General features: G+C 57.6%; 12 protein-coding genes. All 12 read right to left on the reverse strand.

Features of this window, described 5'->3' with window-relative positions; genetic code table 11:
- Positions 1–94: 94 nt before the first annotated feature.
- The 12 genes from RE428_RS13415 to RE428_RS13470 all read right to left on the reverse strand — a co-directional run bounded on the left by RE428_RS13415 (position 95) and on the right by RE428_RS13470 (position 17,582).
- The gene (locus RE428_RS13415) at positions 95–724 is read right to left on the reverse strand and encodes an XrtA/PEP-CTERM system exopolysaccharide export protein (protein WP_040882700.1); all 630 of its coding nucleotides are present in this window, start codon (positions 722–724) and stop codon (positions 95–97) included.
- 131 nt (positions 725–855) lie between these two features.
- Positions 856–2,268 (reverse strand): TIGR03013 family XrtA/PEP-CTERM system glycosyltransferase, encoded by a 1,413-nt coding sequence (locus tag RE428_RS13420; protein ID WP_004582535.1) that lies wholly within the window; start codon positions 2,266–2,268, stop codon positions 856–858.
- 498 nt (positions 2,269–2,766) lie between these two features.
- Entirely contained in the window at positions 2,767–4,251 is a 1,485-nt protein-coding gene (gene prpD, locus RE428_RS13425; protein ID WP_004582536.1) for a 2-methylcitrate dehydratase, read from the reverse strand.
- Between the two features lie 154 nt (positions 4,252–4,405).
- The gene (gene prpF, locus RE428_RS13430) at positions 4,406–5,584 is read right to left on the reverse strand and encodes a 2-methylaconitate cis-trans isomerase PrpF (RefSeq protein WP_004582537.1); all 1,179 of its coding nucleotides are present in this window, start codon (positions 5,582–5,584) and stop codon (positions 4,406–4,408) included.
- A 438-nt stretch (positions 5,585–6,022) separates the two neighbouring features.
- Positions 6,023–8,629, reverse strand: coding sequence for a Fe/S-dependent 2-methylisocitrate dehydratase AcnD (acnD, locus tag RE428_RS13435; RefSeq protein WP_004582538.1), 2,607 nt, complete (start codon positions 8,627–8,629; stop codon positions 6,023–6,025).
- A gap of 98 nt (positions 8,630–8,727) precedes the next feature.
- Positions 8,728–9,852 carry a bifunctional 2-methylcitrate synthase/citrate synthase gene (gene prpC, locus RE428_RS13440; RefSeq protein ID WP_004582539.1) on the reverse strand — a complete coding sequence of 375 codons (1,125 nt, stop codon included), beginning with the start codon at positions 9,850–9,852 and terminating at the stop codon, positions 8,728–8,730.
- Positions 9,853–9,979: 127 nt separating this feature from the next.
- A complete protein-coding gene (gene prpB / locus RE428_RS13445; protein WP_004582540.1) occupies positions 9,980–10,867 on the reverse strand; it encodes a methylisocitrate lyase in 888 nt (295 codons plus the stop codon).
- 64 nt (positions 10,868–10,931) lie between these two features.
- The gene (locus tag RE428_RS13450) at positions 10,932–11,612 is read right to left on the reverse strand and encodes a GntR family transcriptional regulator (protein ID WP_004582541.1); all 681 of its coding nucleotides are present in this window, start codon (positions 11,610–11,612) and stop codon (positions 10,932–10,934) included.
- A gap of 311 nt (positions 11,613–11,923) precedes the next feature.
- Positions 11,924–13,507, reverse strand: coding sequence for an OpgD/OpgG family glucan biosynthesis protein (locus tag RE428_RS13455; RefSeq protein ID WP_040882701.1), 1,584 nt, complete (start codon positions 13,505–13,507; stop codon positions 11,924–11,926).
- A 93-nt stretch (positions 13,508–13,600) separates the two neighbouring features.
- Positions 13,601–15,733 carry a glucans biosynthesis glucosyltransferase MdoH gene (gene mdoH / locus RE428_RS13460; RefSeq protein ID WP_004582543.1) on the reverse strand — a complete coding sequence of 711 codons (2,133 nt, stop codon included), beginning with the start codon at positions 15,731–15,733 and terminating at the stop codon, positions 13,601–13,603.
- Positions 15,726–15,983: a hypothetical protein gene (locus RE428_RS13465; protein WP_004582544.1), complete on the reverse strand. Its 258-nt coding sequence runs from the start codon at positions 15,981–15,983 to the stop codon at positions 15,726–15,728. The genes mdoH and RE428_RS13465 overlap by 8 nt, the downstream gene beginning before the upstream one ends.
- A 54-nt stretch (positions 15,984–16,037) precedes the next feature.
- Positions 16,038–17,582 carry a glucan biosynthesis protein G gene (locus tag RE428_RS13470; protein ID WP_004582545.1) on the reverse strand — a complete coding sequence of 515 codons (1,545 nt, stop codon included), beginning with the start codon at positions 17,580–17,582 and terminating at the stop codon, positions 16,038–16,040.
- Between the last annotated feature and the right edge of the window lie 120 nt (positions 17,583–17,702).

Consider the following 17,702-nt stretch of genomic DNA (forward strand, 5'->3'; position numbering starts at 1 on the left):
GTAGTCCAGGTAGTCCGTTACTGTTCTTGAATCATCAATTTCTCACCTCATCACACCCTTTATCTCAAGGGTGCGATGCCCAGCAGAAAGGGCTTTAGAAGTCCCGCTCCGGAACAGTGAGGATGTCGCCCGGTTGTAGAAGGTAATTCGTCTTGATATTGCCGCGATTAAGGATGTCTTCCAGGTTCACCGGAATGGCTACGGCCTCCTGACCCATCGTGCGATATAGCATGGCGTCATCGAGATCTGCGAACTGGTTCGCTCCACCGGCCTGAAGGACGACATCCATAACCGTCATGCCCTGGCGGTATGGCATAGACATGGGAGCCTGGACAGCGCCGGTCACCCTCACACGATCGGTGAACTCGTGACTGCCCATACCCGTGACCACCACGCTGACCTGCGGCTCACGAATGTACTGGGACAATTCGTTCTCAATGGCCTGACTCAGGACTTCGGGCGTTCTGCCGGCCGCACGAATGTCGCCCACCAACGGCACGGAAATCTGGCCGTCTGGACGCACGGGTACAGAGACACTCAGGTCCGGATTCCGCCATACGGAAACATCAACAACATCGGTGGGGCCGAGGATGTACTGCTCTACACCCTGCTTTTCGACATTCAGCGCCTGACGAATCTTGTCAGGCGAGGAGGCCGGTGTGGATACACAACCGGAAAGAAGTGCGGCTACCACTGCAAATGCAGCAACTAACATCCTTGCCATTCGTCTTCCTCACTACGCTTTATTGGAGTCAATGAGTTGCTACGGTTCCAACTCGGCGCTCAGACGATCTCTGACGTCGAGCCCGGCGTTATAAGGGGTTGAACCCTTGTGTTAGTACCGTAACCCAGTAGCTATCTTGAACCCTTTTTGAACAATACCACTTCTACTGTTTGAATAATAATCAACAGATCCAGTAAAAGACTCTGGTTTTTTATGTAATAAAGGTCATACCGAAGCTTCTCCCGGCTGTCCTCTTCGTTGTCCGCATAGGCAAAGCAAAGCTGGGCCCAGCCAGTGATACCCGGCTTAACACGATGCCTCTCGTTATAGAACGGGATCTTTTCAGCAAGCTGCTCGACGAACATCGGTCTCTCAGGACGAGGCCCTACAAATGCCATGGTACCGTTGAGCACGTTAAATATTTGCGGCAGCTCATCGATCCGAACCTTACGGATAAACTCACCAACGCGTGTCACACGCGTATCGTTCTTCTGTGCCCATACGGCGCCACCTTTTTCTGCATCGGGCCGCATGGAGCGGAATTTGTGGACCTTGAACACATGCCCGTTGAGTCCAACGCGCTCCTGACTGTACAGCACCGGCGCGGCGAGGCCATCCTCAAGCTTAATGGCCAGTACGGTCAATAACATAAGTGGGCTGGCCGCAAGAAGAAGGATCGCAGACGTAAGGATATCCAACGCCCTCTTACCAAGGCCCGAGACCGTGGAGACCGTGAATCCGTCGGAAAAAACAAGCCAGCCATGAGTAATCATTTCGAGCGCAACCTTCCTCGACTCACGCTCGTAGAATGCAGCCCCGTCGACGATATTCACGCCTTCCATCTTGCATTCCAGCAGATCCTCCATGGGCAAACCTTTTCGACGGTCGTCCACTGCAACAACGATCTCCCTGACTGGTTTATCGAGAATATACCGATGCAAGGACTCTGGGAGATTTATCAAATGCTGGGCGGGAACTTCAACCGGTTCGTGAGGTAACGGCACGAATCCTACAAGATTAAAACCTTTACGATTGAAAGGTGTGCGCAAATCTTCCAATAACTGCTTTGCCCGAAAACCGGCACCCAGGACGAGAATATCCCGCTTGAACGCGTCACCCCCGACGATCGTGAAGAACACGGTGCGAAAGATGCCGAGAAGAAAGAAACCAAAGACGGAGGCCGCCGTGATAACGCCATCACCACCCAGATACCAAAGCCAATCGGTCGCTATGAGGAAGGCCGTTAACGAAAGAGGGATACTGAGGATCAGCGCCATGATGGTTCGAAGCATCATGCCCGATAGGCCCTCATCCACCCGGGACTGGTGAACACCGAGCGCCATCATAACCAGGAGGTTGAATCCGGCGAATACCAATGCCGACGGCGCGACGAAGTTGAGGGAATCTACAAAGAAATTGAGATTGCCGAAAAAGCGAAAAAATACCGCGAGGGCAAATGCACAGGCAAGGACTATGAAATCGACCAGCCCGAGGATGATAAACGGAATATGAATATAATGTCTGAACAACCTGACGTGCGCCACGTCAACTCCTTTTCGCCACACTACTACTTGATCTTGCGGCCAAACTGCATCCCATGCATTGGCGAGAACTTCGGAAGCAATACTACTGTATTTTTTTGTAACTGCAATCAGGCTGCCCAGACATATGACATAGATTTTAAGATTCGGCGACGACTTGTCTGCCGACCGTTCCCGGCAATTGGTTCAATTATATTCGACTGGCGTTCCCCTGTTGGTTGCAAAAGATTTGCAGCAAGCGCGACAGAATCGTAGGCACTGCGCCATCATTGGGGCCATTCCGCAACAGAGGGCTGGCTATCGCGTAGGCAGCTAACGGCTTTGGCGCTCCAGCCAAAGTCAGACTTCATGAACTATCCGTAATGAAATGTGTAAAATAGTGTGACATGACTGTAAAGCGAAGCTGTCTGACAAGCTCCTCCCTTTACACTTTTCGCCATCATGTCACTTCCCCCCTTAGCCTTTCTTCCTCATTCCCGGGTCACGTGGGTGCCTGATCGCCTATATGACGAACAACTCCACGAATTCATGTACCGGTATGGCTTCCAAGCTCTCCTGATCCGCGCAGAGATCAAAGATCTGTTCGCAGCGCTGGGGCGGAAAGCGTGTCGCTAGGTTACTGCGGAACTTGTCCTCAAGTAGCGGTATGCCCGCCTCCCGACGTCTGCGGTGGCCAATGGGGTACTCGACCGCGATATTCTCGGTGCTGGAACCATCCTTGAAGAAAACCTGGATGGCATTGGCAATCGAGCGCTTGTCCTGCTCGAGGTATTCGCGGGTATAGCGTTCGTCCTCGACGACCTCCATCTTGTCCCTTATCTCGTCGATGATCGGATGCGTTTCGTGGAAGCTGTCTTCGTAGTGCTCCGCGGTAAGACTGCCAAAAATCAGCGGTACGGCGGCCATATACTGCAGGCAGTGGTCGCGATCGGCGGCGTTAGCCAATTTGCCGACTTTGGAGATGATGCGGATGGCCGACTCGTGGGTGGTGATCACAACCCTGTCGATATCGTCCAGCCGGTCCTTGACCTCCGGGTGTAATCGCACGGCAGCTTCCGCGGCGGTCTGCGCGTGAAACTCCGCCGGGAACGAGATCTTGAACAGAATGTTTTCCATCACGTAAGAGCCGAATGCCTGGGGTAGCGAAAACTGGCGCTTATCCTCAGGCTTCAGCGTCTGGTCCTTGTTGGTCTTGCTGAAGACCACATCGTAGAAGCCCCACTGGGGCGCGCTGAGAACGCCGGGAATACCCATCTCTCCACGCATGGCGATATCTGCCAATCGCACAGCCCGGGACGTGGCGTCGCCCGCCGCCCACGACTTGCGAGAGCCCGCGTTTGGCGCATGACGATAGGTTCTCAACGATTGCCCATCCACCCAGGCATGGGACAGCGCAGAGAGTATTTGCTCACGGTTAGCCCCCATGAGCTTGGCGGCAACCGCGGTAGAGGCGACTTTCACCAGGACCACGTGATCCAGACCCACGCGGTTGAAGGAGTTTTCCAGTGCCAGGACACCCTGGATCTCATGGGCCATGATCATGCCTTCGAGCACCTGCCGCATGGTCATGGGAGGTTTTCCCTGGGCAACACGCTTCTGCGACAGGTGGTCTGCGACGGCGAGGATACCGCCAAGATTGTCTGAAGGATGGCCCCACTCCGCGGCAAGCCATGTGTCGTTGTAGTCCAGCCAGCGAATGATGCAGCCAATATCCCAGGCGGCTTTGACAGGGTCGAGGCGAAAGGACGTTCCTGGAACGCGCGCGCCATAGGGAACTGTCGTACCTTCGACGATGGGCCCCAGATGCTTTGTACATTCCGGGAAGCGCAGCGCGAGCAAGCCGCAGCCGATCGTGTCCATCAGACAGTTGCGGGCCGTATCCAGCGCCTCCTGACTCTCAACATTGAAGTTGAGCACGTAGTCAGCTATTTCCTGCAGGACTTGGTCGTAGTCAGGGCGTTCGTTCAGATCAAACGTCGCGGACATAGGTGCATCCTCCTTTGCTATGGAGAAGCCCCGGGGCTGCGAGGCTCCCTTATTTTGAAACCTCTGATCGAGTCACCCGCCCTATGAGCTTGGCTCGTAGGGAGGGCTTGTCAAGGGTTCAGGCGGCAGTACGATCATAGCGCCCGGCCGGGATCTAGAAACTATCCCCTGGCACGCGCACCCAGCCTTCCATCAGAATGCGGGCGCTACGGCTCATGATGGCCTTTTCGACGACCCATGCGCCATCCACCTGCTTCGCTTCGGCACCCACCCTCAACGTGCCCGAAGGGTGACCGAACAGCACAGCGTTACGATCGCCGCCGCCTGCTGCAAGGTTCACCAGTGTGCCGGGAATGGCTGCCGCGGTGCCGATAGCGACGGCAGCCGTGCCCATCATCGCATGGTGCAACTTACCCATGGAAAGCGCCCGCACCGACAGATCGATATCGCTGGCCTGGATCGCTTTACCGCTGGAAGACACATAGTCCGCCGGTTTTGCGACAAACGCGACTTTCGGTGTGTGCTGACGATTGGCTGCCTCGTCGATACTGTTGATCAAACCCATCCGTACGGCACCGTGCGCTCGGATCAACTCGAACATGGCCAACACCTTGTCGTCGCCGTTGATCGCTTCCTGCAGTTCGGTACCGGTGAAGCCGATGTCAGACCCATTAACGAATACGGTCGGAATCCCCGCGTTGATCATGGTCGCCTTGAGTGTGCCGATACCAGGCACTTCCAGATCGTCCATCACATTACCCGTGGGGAACATCGCGCCGTCGCCGTCTGCCGGGTCCATGAATTCAATCTGGACTTCCGCAGCCGGAAAAGTAACGCCATCGAGTTCGAAATCACCCGTTTCCTGGACGGCCCCGTCGGTTATGGGAACGCGGGCAATGATGGTTTTCCCGATGTTGGCCTGCCAGATGCGAACGGTGGCAATCCCATTCTCGGGAATGCGCTCCGCGTTCACCAGACCTGCATTGATGGCGAAGGCGCCTACCGCTGATGACAGGTTGCCGCAGTTGCCGCTCCAGTCCACGAAAGGTTTGTCGATGGAGACCTGGCCGAACAGGTAGTCGACGTCGTGGTCGGGGCTTTCGCTTTTGGAAAGAATAACGGTTTTACTGGTGCTCGACGTGGCGCCACCCATGCCGTCGGTCTGCTTGCCATAGGGGTCGGGGCTGCCGATGACCCGGAGCAGAAGCCGGTCCCTTGCCTCGCCCGGGACCTGGGCCACTTCCGGGAGGTCCTTCAGGCTGAAAAATACGCCCTTGCTGGTGCCGCCACGCATGTAGGTGGCGGGGATTTTGATTTGTGGTTTGTGGGTCATTGCTTATTCGTCCCGAACAAATTGGCGTTGTGACTCGCTATTGCTTCCACGAATCTGGCGATACGGAGATTGCCGTGAGGTGAAGATCATGGGCACCTGCGGCGCCTCAGAAGCTGAAGCTTCTGCTACATGCTCGAGTTGATTGCAAAATGTAGCCGATGCTTTAGCTTCGGAGCAGCCCCGTGGGCTGCCCCACAAGGCATGCATTGAACCTCCAAAACCTCGACAAAAATTGCCTTGTGACCGGAGAATGGCTGCGGCCTAATCTTCCAACGTCGAACGAGGCCATCGCATGAGGGTGCCTCAGAAGCTGAAGCTTCTGCTACATGCTCGAGTTGATCGCAAAATGTAGCCGACGCTTTAGCTTCGGAGCAGCCCAATGGGCTGCCAGTAACTCAGCCTTGTGGGCCGCTCCATACCCTCGACGGAGAAGCCTATTCAAGCAGTCTCTTTTTCAGCCTCAGCCTCCAAAAAGTCCTGAGCAAAACGCTGCAATACCCCGCCAGCCTCGTAAATCGAAACCTCTTCCTGCGTATCCAACCGGCAAATCACGGGCACGTCCTCCCGCTCACCGTTCTTACGGTTGATTACCAGCGTCAGGGTCGCGCGTGGTTTGAATTCGCCGATGACATCGTAGGTCTCAGTGCCATCGATACCCAGAGTCTTGCGCGTGGTGCCCTGTTGGAATTCCAGCGGTAGCACACCCATACCGATCAGGTTGGTCCGGTGGATACGCTCGAAGCCTTCCGCCACGATAGCCTCGACACCCGCCAGACGTACGCCCTTGGCAGCCCAGTCGCGTGACGAGCCCTGCCCGTAATCCGCGCCGGCCACGATGATCAGTGGCTGCTTGCGATCCATGTAGGTTTCAATGGCTTCCCACATGCGAGTGACTTTGCCTTCCGGCTCAATGCGTGCCAGGGAGCCTTGTTTCACTTCGCCCTTCTCGTCCTGGACCATCTCGTTGAACAGTTTCGGGTTGGCAAAGGTCGCGCGCTGGGCCGTCAGGTGATCGCCGCGATGGGTTGCGTAAGAGTTAAAGTCTTCCTCCGGCAAGCCCATCTTCGCCAGGTATTCACCGGCCGCACTGCTCGGCAGGATAGCGTTGGATGGCGACAGGTGGTCGGTGGTGATGTTATCCGGCAGCACCGCGAGAGGACGCATGCCCTTGAGCGTGCGCTCTTTCGCCAGTCCACCTTCCCAATACGGCGGACGGCGGATGTACGTACTCATCGGGCGCCATTCGTACAGCGGGTTGACCATCGCCTGGGCTTTACGGGTAACGTCAAACATCGGGATATAGGTTTCCCGGAACTGTTCGGGCTTGACGCTCTGCTTGACGATGGCATCGATTTCCTCATCGCTGGGCCAGATGTCCTTGAGGGTAATCGGGTTGCCATCCTGATCGTGCCCCAGCGCGTCCTTCTCGATATCGAAGCGGATGGTGCCAGCAATGGCGTAGGCCACGACCAGCGGCGGCGACGCCAGGAAGGCCTGTTTGGCGTACGGATGGATCCGGCCGTCGAAGTTGCGGTTGCCCGATAGCACAGCCGTGGCATACAGGTCGCGGTCAATCACTTCCTGCTGGATCTTGGGATCCAGGGCGCCACTCATGCCATTGCATGTGGTGCAGGCGAACGCCACAACGCCAAAGCCGAGGGATTCCAGTTCCGGCAGCAGGCTCGCTTCCTCCAGGTACATCTTGACCGTCTTGGACCCCGGGGCCAGTGACGACTTGACCCAGGGCTTGCGGGTCAGACCCAGCTTGTTGGCGTTCCGGGCGATCAGGCCGGCGGCGATCATGTTGCGCGGATTGCTGGTATTCGTGCAGCTGGTGATCGCCGCGATGATCACCGCGCCGTCCGGCATCTTGCCCTCTTCCTCTTCCCACTGACCGGCAATACCACGCTGGGCCAGTTCGGAGGTCGGTAGGTGGGCGTGAGGATTGGACGGACCGGCCAGGGTACGCGTGACCTTGGACAGATCGAACTTCAGGACGCGCTCATATTCAGCCGTCTTCAGGGCGTCCGACCAGAGTCCGGTATGCTTTGCATACTGTTCGACCAGCGCCACCTGGTCGTCATCACGACCGGTCAGTTTCAGGTAATCGATGGTCTGGTCGTCGATGTAGAACATTGCGGCGGTGGCGCCATATTCCGGCGTCATATTGGAGATCGTCGCGCGGTCGCCAACGGTCAGACTGTCCGCGCCTTCGCCGTAGAACTCCAGGTAGGCACCTACCACCCGCTCCTTACGCAGGAACTCGGTGATCGCCAGGACCATGTCGGTCCCGGTGATCCCGGGCTGCAACTTACCTGTCAGCTCCACACCGACGATATCCGGCAGGCGCATCATCGATGCACGCCCGAGCATCACGCTCTCTGCCTCAAGACCGCCCACACCAACGGAAATCACGCCCAGCGCATCCACCATCGGCGTATGGGAATCAGTCCCCACGCAGGTGTCGGGGAAAGCCACGCGATCACGCACCTGAACCACCGGCGACATTTTCTCCAGGTTGATCTGGTGCATGATGCCGTTACCGGGCGGGATCACATCCACATTCTCGAACGCCGTCTTGGTCCAGTTGATAAAGTGGAAGCGGTCGTCGTTGCGGCGGTCCTCGATGGCGCGGTTCTTCTCGAACGCATCGGATTCAAAACCAGCATGCTCAACGGCTAGGGAGTGGTCGACAATCAGCTGGGTCGGCACCACAGGATTGACCTTCGCCGGGTCACCGCCTTTCTCTGCAATGGCATCACGCAAACCCGCCAGGTCGACCAGCGCAGTCTGGCCAAGAATGTCGTGGCAGACCACCCGGGCCGGATACCAGGGAAAATCCAGGTCCCGTTTGCGTTCAATGAGCTGCTTGAGTGAGTCACTGAGCATCGACGGCTCGCAGCGGCGCACCAACTGCTCGGCGAGGATGCGGGACGTATACGGAAGCTTGTCATAGGCGCCCGGCTGAATATCGTCTACCGCCTGGCGGGTATCGAAGAAGTCCAGGTCGGAACCGGGAAGGGATTTACGGTATTGGGTATTCATCGCTAAACGCTCGATTCAGGCAGAGGGGCAAGGATTGGGAGCGGCCAGTGAATGGTCCGCTCCCCGCTCTCATCAGGCTTTCTTATTCATTGACGGGCTTACCGCTTATCTATCGGCACCCATTCTGAATGGGCTGGGCCGGTATAGTCGGCGCTCGGGCGGATAATGCGGTTGTTCTCGCGCTGTTCTTTCACATGAGCGGTCCAGCCTGAAACCCTCGACATCACGAAGATCGGCGTGAACAGTTCGGTCGGGATGCCCATGAAGTGATAGGCCGATGCATGGAAGAAGTCGGCGTTACAGAACAGTTTCTTCTCCCGCCACATGACGTCCTCGCAGCGCACGGAGACGGGATACAGCACCTCGTCGCCCACTTCTTTGGCCAGCTTCTCTGACCACTTCTTGATGATGGCGTTGCGCGGATCGGACTCGCGATAGATAGCGTGACCGAAGCCCATGATCTTTTCCTTCCGCTCCAGCATGCCCATCAGGCCCTGCTCGGCCTCATCCGGCGTCTTGAACTTCTCGATCAGTGCCATGGCCGCTTCGTTCGCGCCGCCATGTAGCGGTCCGCGCAAGGTGCCAATAGCCCCCGTCACGCAGCTGTGGATATCGGACAGGGTCGACGCGCATACCCGGGCAGTAAACGTCGATGCATTAAACTCGTGTTCAGCGTAGAGGATCAGCGAGACATTCATTACCCGCTCATGCAGCTCACTGGGCTTCTTACCGTGCAGCAGTTCCAGGAAATGGCCGCCGATGGACTCGCTGTCGCCGTCGGTCTCGATACGCACACCCTCGTGGGCGAAGCGGTACCAATAGGTGATGATGCTCGGGAAGACCGCCAGCATGCGGTCGATCTTGTCGTCCTGCTCGCTGAAGTCCTCTTCGGTCTCCAGGTTACCCAGCATAGAGCAGCCGGTGCGCATGACGTCCATCGGATGGGCGTTCTTGGGGATCTGTTCCAGAACAGCTTTTAATGCATCTGGCAACGCGCGAAGCTTGCGCAGCTTCGCGGTATAGTCATTCAATTCCTGCCGGTTCGGCAATTTGCCGCGCAACAGCAGGTACGCGACTTCCTCGAATTGGGCATACTCAGCCAGGTCGCTGATGTCGTAGCCACGATAGGTCAATCCAGTGCCGCTTTGTCCGACGGTACACAGGGCGGTTTGTCCCGCCACCTGGCCGCGCAGTCCGGCGCCACCCAGTTGTTTCTCTGCCATGGTCGTCACCTTATTCATCGTTGCGTTTGTTTTTTACTTTTTTATGGTGTCTGGCGGGGCTGTTCCCGAAAATCGGGTTACCCGCAAATCCGGTTGCCCGTGCACCCCGGGCCTGGGCAGCTGCTAATCAGCCCTTCTGCTGTTTGAACAACTCGTCGAGCTTTTGTTCGAACTCGTGGTAGTTGAGGAAATCGTAGAGTTCCATGCGGGTCTGCATCATATCCACGACGTCCTTCTGGTCGCCCTTCTCCAAAATATTCTGGTACACGGTGAGCGCTGCCTTGTTCATGGCACGGAAGGCGCTGAGCGGATAGAGGACCATGCCCGCGCCAGCGTCGGCCAGCTCCTTGCAATTGTAGAGCGGTGTGGCGCCGAACTCGGTGATGTTGGCCAGGAGGGGTACGTCCAACGCGTCGGCAAATGCGCGGTAGTGCTCAAGCTCCGTGACCGCTTCGGCAAAGATGCCATCTGCGCCGGCTTCGATGCAGGCACGGGCGCGCTCGATGGCCGGCTCCAGACCTTCGCGCTGGAATGCATCGGTACGTGCCATGACGAAGAAGTTGTCGTCGTTACGGGCGTCAACGCAGGCCTTGATACGATCGACCATCTCATCCTGGGATACGATTTCCTTGTTTGGACGATGGCCGCAACGCTTCTGGGCCACCTGGTCCTCAATGTGCACAGCCGCGGCGCCAGCCCGTTCCATTTCCTTGATGGTACGGCCAATGTTGAATGCCCCGCCCCAGCCGGTATCGATGTCGATCAAAAGCGGTGTATCGGTCACCGCAGTAATCCGCCGCACATCTTCCAGGACATCGTTCATGGTGGTCATACCGAGATCCGGCAGACCGTAGGACGCGTTCGCGACACCACCACCGGATAGGTAGATCGCCTGGTGGCCCACCTTCTCCGCCATCATGGCGCAGTAGGCGTTGACGGTGCCGACAATCTGCAGCGGCGTGTTCTCTTTCAGGGCCTTGCGGAAACGCGCCCCGGCGGTCAGTGACTGGGTCATAACGAACGCTCCTCTGTATTCTTTATAATTTCCGAGAATCTTTTCCCGGCCGATCTCCAGGTGCCTAGATGTCCAGCTCACCTTCCCGGATCTTTCTCTCGATATTCAGCCGTGCAGCATTGATATGGCGCTGCATCAGGAACTGCGCCAACTCACCGTCCCGCTGGGCGATGGCATCCGCGATGCTGCGGTGCTCACGCAACGCCTTGTGAGGACGGCCAGCGGACGTACTCAGACGGTAGCGATACATACGCACCATATAATAGAGGTCACCCAACAACATCTGGCTTAACTTACGGTTGCGGCTGCCGGTGGCAATACGGTGGTGGAAATCGTAGTCGCCTTCGTGCTGGTAGTAGGCTTGGCCCTGCGCTTCGTCAACAATCTTCTCGTGACGGTCCAGTAGCGCCTGCAGGTCCGCGATTTCGCTATCTGTCATGCGCTCAGCCGCCTGTCGGGCTGCCAGCCCCTCCATCACCTCGCGGATACGGTAGAGCTCCAGCAGCTCGTCGCCGCTCATGGCCATTACCTTGAAGCCGGCGTGTGGGCGACGTACGAGAAGACCGCGGGACTCCAGACGTCCCAAAGCTTCGCGCAAGGGTCCACGAGTCAGGTTAAAGCGCTCACAGAGTTCCACTTCGCCGATCTTTTCACCCGGAGCGAGCTCGCCCTTGACGATTGCCGTTTGCAGACAATCGAAGGCTTCGTCAGCACGCGTTTGGGTTGGAGGTACGATATCAAGCATATTTTGTCGACAAAAAGGTCATTGATTTTGGGAAAGCTACGCCTGGGATTCGTTTTTGTCAACAATTCGAACGCACAACCCAAGGACTGTTGGCAAGAAGGCGGTAGAAAAGCCAAGTTTTGTTAACAAGCGGCAGGTCAAACAGCTTGGAAGGCAGGGGTCGGCGACGCTGAAAGGAATGCGGTTACGTGGACCAAGGTGATGCGGTTCGGCAAGCCTCACCGGCATCCTACGTTCGGTTCGAGTCTATATGTACCTGCGCAGGATGCTTGGTGAGCAACGTGAACCGCATCATGTGTTTGCGGCTTCCCTCAATACAACGTCCTCTGATCCATGGGCGGCGGCGTGTACTGGTAGATCCAGGTCTCGGTTAGCGGCTGGTTGCCGAGTTTGAGATAGAGCCTAAGGTCAATGGGCTCCTCGGAATCGTCCGGAACCAGGTCGAACATGGCACGGTAGCCGTTAATCGAGTGCAGCGGGCGCGCAGATGTGATTTCAATACGGCCGCGGCTGCTCGTGATCACCGGCACCACTTCAGCATTCTCACCCAGCATATCCAGCATGCCGCCGGCGAAGTCGATGGCAAAGCGCCAGGAGAAGTATTCACGCTTCTGTCCCACGACGCCGCCCAGACCGGTGCGTGTCGCTTGCACGGTGGCCAGCTCGTAGGGTTTCACTGGCGGGGTTTCCCCCCAGTGCAGCTTATATGAGAACAGGTGCTCCTGATCAGGCGCCAAAGGCTTTTCCGGGTTCCAGAACGCGACGATGTTGTCGAACGTTTCGTCGTTCGTGGGAATCTCCACCAGCATGATCTGGCCCTTGCCCCAATCTTCCTTGGGTTCAACCCAAACACTCGGGCGCTTCTCATAGAACACGCCGTCGTCCTGGTAGTGATCGAAACTGCGATCTCGCTGCAGCAGACCGAAACCATGCGGATTCTGATCCACGAAGCTGTTAACCCGGATTCCCCGCGGGTTGACCAGCGGCCGCCAAATCCACTCGCCACTACCGGTATGTATGGAAAGCCCATCGGAGTCATGGATCTCCGGGCGCCAGTCATAATCCATCCGCTGGCTGTTCTCGCCGACCTGGTACATGCTGGTGAGCGGTGCTATACCAATCCGTTCGATGTTTTTACGGGGGTAAAGCGCCGCGCCAATGTCCATGACCATGTTGCGGCCGGGATAGAGGTCGAAAACGTAAGCGCCGGTGGTGCTGGGAGAATCCAATAGTGCATAGACCGTCAGCTTGGTGCTGTTGGGTTTCGGCTTCTCCAGCCAGAAGGCGGTGAACTTGGGAAACTCTTCCTCGTGGTCCGTGGCGGTATCGATTGCCAGGCCCCGGGCGGACATGCCGTACTGCATTTCTTCGCCAACCGCGCGGAAGTAGCTCGCGCCCTGAAAGGCCGCGAGATCCAGCTTGAAATTGGTATGGAACTGGATACGGAAGCCGGCGTAACCCAGGTCTTCAGGCAAATCGCCGAGAGGCTCTTCCCCTTCGTATTTGAAATATTCCGGGTCGTAACCCAGTTGCTGAGCTTTGCCGTCGATGACTTCATGAATGGTGACCGGCGTCTTGAAAAACAGGCCAAGATGGAACAGCTGGGCCCTGAAGTTAATATCGTTACCTTGCCAAAGCGATTTTTCAGGACGAAACTGGATAGCTTGGTAATCATCCCAGGAGATGTTTTGCAACGACCGCGGAATTTCTCCCTCGTGCGATTCGAATGGCTTTGCGGCCAGTTCGCGAGCGCGCCCCTTTAGCCATGCGTAACTGAATTCCTGGGGTTCCCCAATCGGTCGGCTATGCGCCAGAGTGGAGTTAAACAACGCTGTCAGCGGTACTCCCTGGACGCCAACCGCAGCAAACATCTTCATGACAGTACGTCTATCCATGCTGGCTTCTCGCCTCCCTTGTCTTGCATCTTTCTGCAGCTAATCACATACCTGTCCGCCCGCATTCAGGCGATGCACATCCAGGTCGATCAGTCAGTCCATGGCCGCGAGCTTCTCGATTCTGCGTCCCCAATAGCTGTCGGGGCGTGCCCGCCAGGCTTCCTGGTGAAGCGCGGCGAGGGATTCACGGTCACGGCACAAATGACTGAGTTCGCTGCGGGTCAATACCTCTGGCCCTTCCCTCAGGCAGCGACGGACGGTCGATTCGAGCACCTCAGCCCGCACCTGCCTACGATGCCGACCGGCAAACGCCTGGTGCATTTCGTTCAGCCTGGGGCGCAGGACAGCTTCCTCGAAAAATGTCAGCGGTGACTCGTCCGGCTCGGCCTCCCGACTGATCTCCGCGTCATCAAGCAGTTGACTGGATTTGAGTTCTTCGGGTATCAGGAGCAGCTTGCGGTCACGTAACCGCCGGCCGGCACTGACGCGGCTCAGGAACACACAGGTGGGCGCCGCCAGGATCAGCGGTATGGCGACCGGCAACGACCACAGGAAGAACAGAGGGTCCAGGCTCCAGGCGAATGCCGACCAGGAAGCCCCGACGATCAGTCCGGGGAGCTGGGTAATGAAAGCCTCCCGCCACGTCGTCTCTTCAGTCCGGTTCTGGCCCGCCCAACTGAGCGAGAAATTCAGCACGGCGCCCAATACATACCGGCTGTGCGCCAACATGCGCACCGGCGCCAGTAATACGGAGACGACGATTTCGATCACGACGCTAACGAACAGCCGCAAGAAGCCACCGAAATACTTCGACTGGCGGTGGATAAGCGCGTCCAGAATGGCCAGGAATTTCGGAAAGAAGAGCAGCACGGCAGTACTCAAGGCAAGCCCTAGCGCCCACTCCGGACGCCATTCCGGCCAGAGTGGGAAGAGCCCCTGATGACCTTCAGGGAAATAGTCGATCGGTGACAGCGCCATCTGCGCCGCCTCCACCGTGGTAAGGATGAGAAAAGTCAGCCACAGAGGGGAAGCCACATAGGCCATGATGCCGTTCATGAACGCCATACGGTGGGCGAAGCGGATTTTGCGGCCGAACAGCATGATCCAGATATGCTGTATATTGCCCTTCGACCAACGCTCGTCCCGGGTCAACTCGTCCGACAGCGACGGCGGTGATTCTTCGTAACTTTGCCCCAGACCCGGCTCAAGCCAAACCTCGTAGCCCGCCCGCCCCATGTAGGCAGCCTCCACAAAGTCATGGCTCATGATCGGTCCGCCGAAAATACCGAAGCCGGGCAGCTTCCTCAGTCCACAATGGCGCATAAAGGCATCCACACGAAGGATCGCATTGTGCCCCCAGAAAGCGGCATCGCCCATCTGGATCGCCGCAAGACCGGTGGCAAACAACGGCGAATACACGCGGTTGGCGAACTGCTGCATTCGCGCGAACATCGACTGGCCATTGATGAGCGTTGGGTTGGTCTGGAGAATGCCCACCTGAGGCTCGCGCTCCATCAACTGCACCATGCGCACCAGGGTTTTTCCGCTAACAAGGCTGTCGGCGTCCAGCACGATCATGTACTTGGAGCGACGCCCCCAGCGTCGCAGGTAATCGGCCACGTTGCCGCTCTTGTAGTTCAGGTTGACCGTGCGCCGGCGGTAGAACAATCGACCTTCCGCACCGAGTTCTTCACAGAAACGGTGCCAGGTCGCCTGCTCCTCCAACCAGACGTTCGGATCGCGACTGTCGGAGAGTATATAGAACTCGAAGTTCTCGATCTGGCCGGCCCGTTCGATATCCCGATAAACCGCCTTGAGACCACTCAGGGTTCGATGAACCGGTTCGTGGTAGATCGGCATCACGATCGCTGTCTTGCCCAAGGGCGTCTGGTCCAGCTCCTCTGGCTTGTGTCGCTTGAGCAGCGAATGACGATCCCCGCCGAACAGTCGCAGCACGAAGCCTAGTACCGCTGTCCAGAAACCTACGGCAATCCACGAATACAGCAGCGCGAACAGGATAAGCAAACCCATCTCCACCGCGGTCCCGCCGTGATAAGGCAGGACCCACAGGAGGTAGTAACAGGCCACAGTCGTCTGCCCCAGGACGAACAGAATAAGCAGGGCCCGACGCATAAAGGCAACGCCACGCCAGGCATGACGACGTCGCTTGTCCGCCTGGTCGACGGTCGTCTTCGCGGTTCTGCTGTGATGCAAGGTTTCAGACATAGGGACTGTACCCGATGCTGCCGCGTTTTAGCTCCGGATGCTGCTGGGGAACATGGATGTGTGGTAGGTCGAAATACTCCGGCACCAGGTTCATGGCCAATTCCATGACCTCGCCGTTACTGGCCTCAGCCAGAGCCCTATCGACCAACTGCAGCGCCCTACGGCAAATCTCGGGGGTGAGCTCGACCCCGCACCCTCGCACGTAGGCGATAATGCGATCCAGAGCCAACTGACAAACTGCGCGAGACATCCTTCCTCCTTATCCCGAAACCTGCTTTCCTGACGATCCTTGCGGCCGGTCCAACTACTCTTCCGGAGCCCTCAGGTCCGAGTTCACAGGCAACTCATAGGTCCAGGTTTCGGTCAGCGGCTTGCCCTCAACACTCAGGAAGCCGCGTATGCTCATCGTTTTTTCCGGAGCCGGGCGTACGAGTGTCGACAGTCGCCACGCCTGCTCCGGCTCGTTGTACTCTACGAAATGCTCAATGACCTCCACGCCCTCGCTGCCGGTAACCTGACTGACGACAGGCGCATCGGGTTTGAGCTTATCCAGCTCCCCACCCTTGAAATCGACGATCAGGCGAAAGGCGCCCTCGACGTTACCGCCACCTATCCTGTCCCCTTCGCCAACGAATGTCTGGGTAGCGTGGCCTGCAGGCTGCTTCGCAATCGACGGACCGCCGAAGCTGAGCGTGTATTCAAGCTTGCGGTGATCACCCCCACCAACCCTCTGTTCCGGGCGCCAGAAAGCCACGATGTTGTCGTTCGTTTCGGAACGGGTGGGAATCTCGACCAGTACGACGTCGCCTTTGCCCCAATCGCCCTTGGCATCGACCCAGGCGCTGGGCCGCAGGTCATAACGCGCTTCCATATCCTCGAACTGATTGAAGCGGGTATTGCGCTGCATCAGCCCGAACCCTTTGAGGTTGCCGATCTGCATGTAGCTCATGCGCAACGAACGGGGATTGATCAGGGGCCGCCAGAGCCATTCGCCACTGGCACCATCGTGGATAAGCAAGCCATCGGAATCATGGACCTGGGGGCGCCACTCGCCCGCCGGGCGGACGGTGTTCTCACCGTAGTAGAACATGGATGTCAGGGGGGCGAGGCCCAACAACTCCACATTGTCACGGAAAAACAGCTCTGCCGTGACGTCGATACGCGTGGCGTCGCCCGGGTGGATATCGAAGCGATAGGCCCCAGTCACACTCGGTCCTTCGAGCAACCCATAAACACGCATCGTATCGCTGCCCCCGGCAGGACGCTCGAGCCAGAACTCGACGAAGCTGGGGACCTCTTCCCCGGAGGGCAAGCCGGTATCTACCGCAATTCCACGCGCAGAGAGACCAAACCGGTTATCACGACCGATACCGCGGAAATAGCTGGCGCCGCCAAAGGTAAGGAACTGGTTCTGGGTCGTTTCCGTGTATAGCGGGAAAGTCAGCTTGAAACCCGCATAACCGAGATCGGCTGGTACACGCTTGGCGAAGGCATCGTTGGGGTAGTTGAAATTGGTCTTGTCGAAGGTGATAGGTTTGACGCCCTCGCTGTCCACCTCATGCAATTTGACAGCATGGGTGTAGTAACTGCCAGGCGGGATCAGTTCCGCCTGAAACCGGGACTTTCCCTGGCGCCACAGGCTTGCCTCCTGCTTGAAGCGGATAGCCTGATAATCGCTATAGCTGAGGTCGCGAAGAAACTGAGGAGCAGGAGCAGGAGGTTCGTACGCATTCTGGGCCCGGGTCTTGGCCATCTCTACAACATCTGCAAGATCGAACGCATGGGCCAAGTTGCCGGCGAACGTAATAGCCAGGGCCACAGGAATAGTCAGCAATCGCGCTGAAAGCATGGATAGTCCGTCTCCATTGTTTCAATTTTCCGTACTCAGTGGACCGGGCGCTCACTCCCTGGCGGCAGTCTGGAGCGCATCCGGAAAAGCCGGACGGTCTCCAGCTCCACAGCGACAAAG

The sequence above is a fragment of the Marinobacter nanhaiticus D15-8W genome (genome assembly GCF_036511935.1).
Lineage (GTDB): Bacteria > Pseudomonadota > Gammaproteobacteria > Pseudomonadales > Oleiphilaceae > Marinobacter_A > Marinobacter_A nanhaiticus.

What these genes read in the sequence shown, in the direction of transcription:
- prpD (WP_004582536.1), bottom strand. Translation starts at nt 4,251, where the DNA reads ATGTCCGCGACGTTTGATCTGAACGAACGCCCTGACTACGACCAAGTC.
- RE428_RS13415 (WP_040882700.1), bottom strand. Translation starts at nt 724, where the DNA reads ATGGCAAGGATGTTAGTTGCTGCATTTGCAGTGGTAGCCGCACTTCTT.
- RE428_RS13465 (WP_004582544.1), bottom strand. Translation starts at nt 15,983, where the DNA reads ATGTCTCGCGCAGTTTGTCAGTTGGCTCTGGATCGCATTATCGCCTAC.
- prpC (WP_004582539.1), bottom strand. Translation starts at nt 9,852, where the DNA reads ATGGCAGAGAAACAACTGGGTGGCGCCGGACTGCGCGGCCAGGTGGCG.
- RE428_RS13450 (WP_004582541.1), bottom strand. Translation starts at nt 11,612, where the DNA reads ATGCTTGATATCGTACCTCCAACCCAAACGCGTGCTGACGAAGCCTTC.
- acnD (WP_004582538.1), bottom strand. Translation starts at nt 8,629, where the DNA reads ATGAATACCCAATACCGTAAATCCCTTCCCGGTTCCGACCTGGACTTC.
- prpF (WP_004582537.1), bottom strand. Translation starts at nt 5,584, where the DNA reads ATGACCCACAAACCACAAATCAAAATCCCCGCCACCTACATGCGTGGC.
- prpB (WP_004582540.1), bottom strand. Translation starts at nt 10,867, where the DNA reads ATGACCCAGTCACTGACCGCCGGGGCGCGTTTCCGCAAGGCCCTGAAA.
- mdoH (WP_004582543.1), bottom strand. Translation starts at nt 15,733, where the DNA reads ATGTCTGAAACCTTGCATCACAGCAGAACCGCGAAGACGACCGTCGAC.
- RE428_RS13470 (WP_004582545.1), bottom strand. Translation starts at nt 17,582, where the DNA reads ATGCTTTCAGCGCGATTGCTGACTATTCCTGTGGCCCTGGCTATTACG.
- RE428_RS13455 (WP_040882701.1), bottom strand. Translation starts at nt 13,507, where the DNA reads ATGGATAGACGTACTGTCATGAAGATGTTTGCTGCGGTTGGCGTCCAG.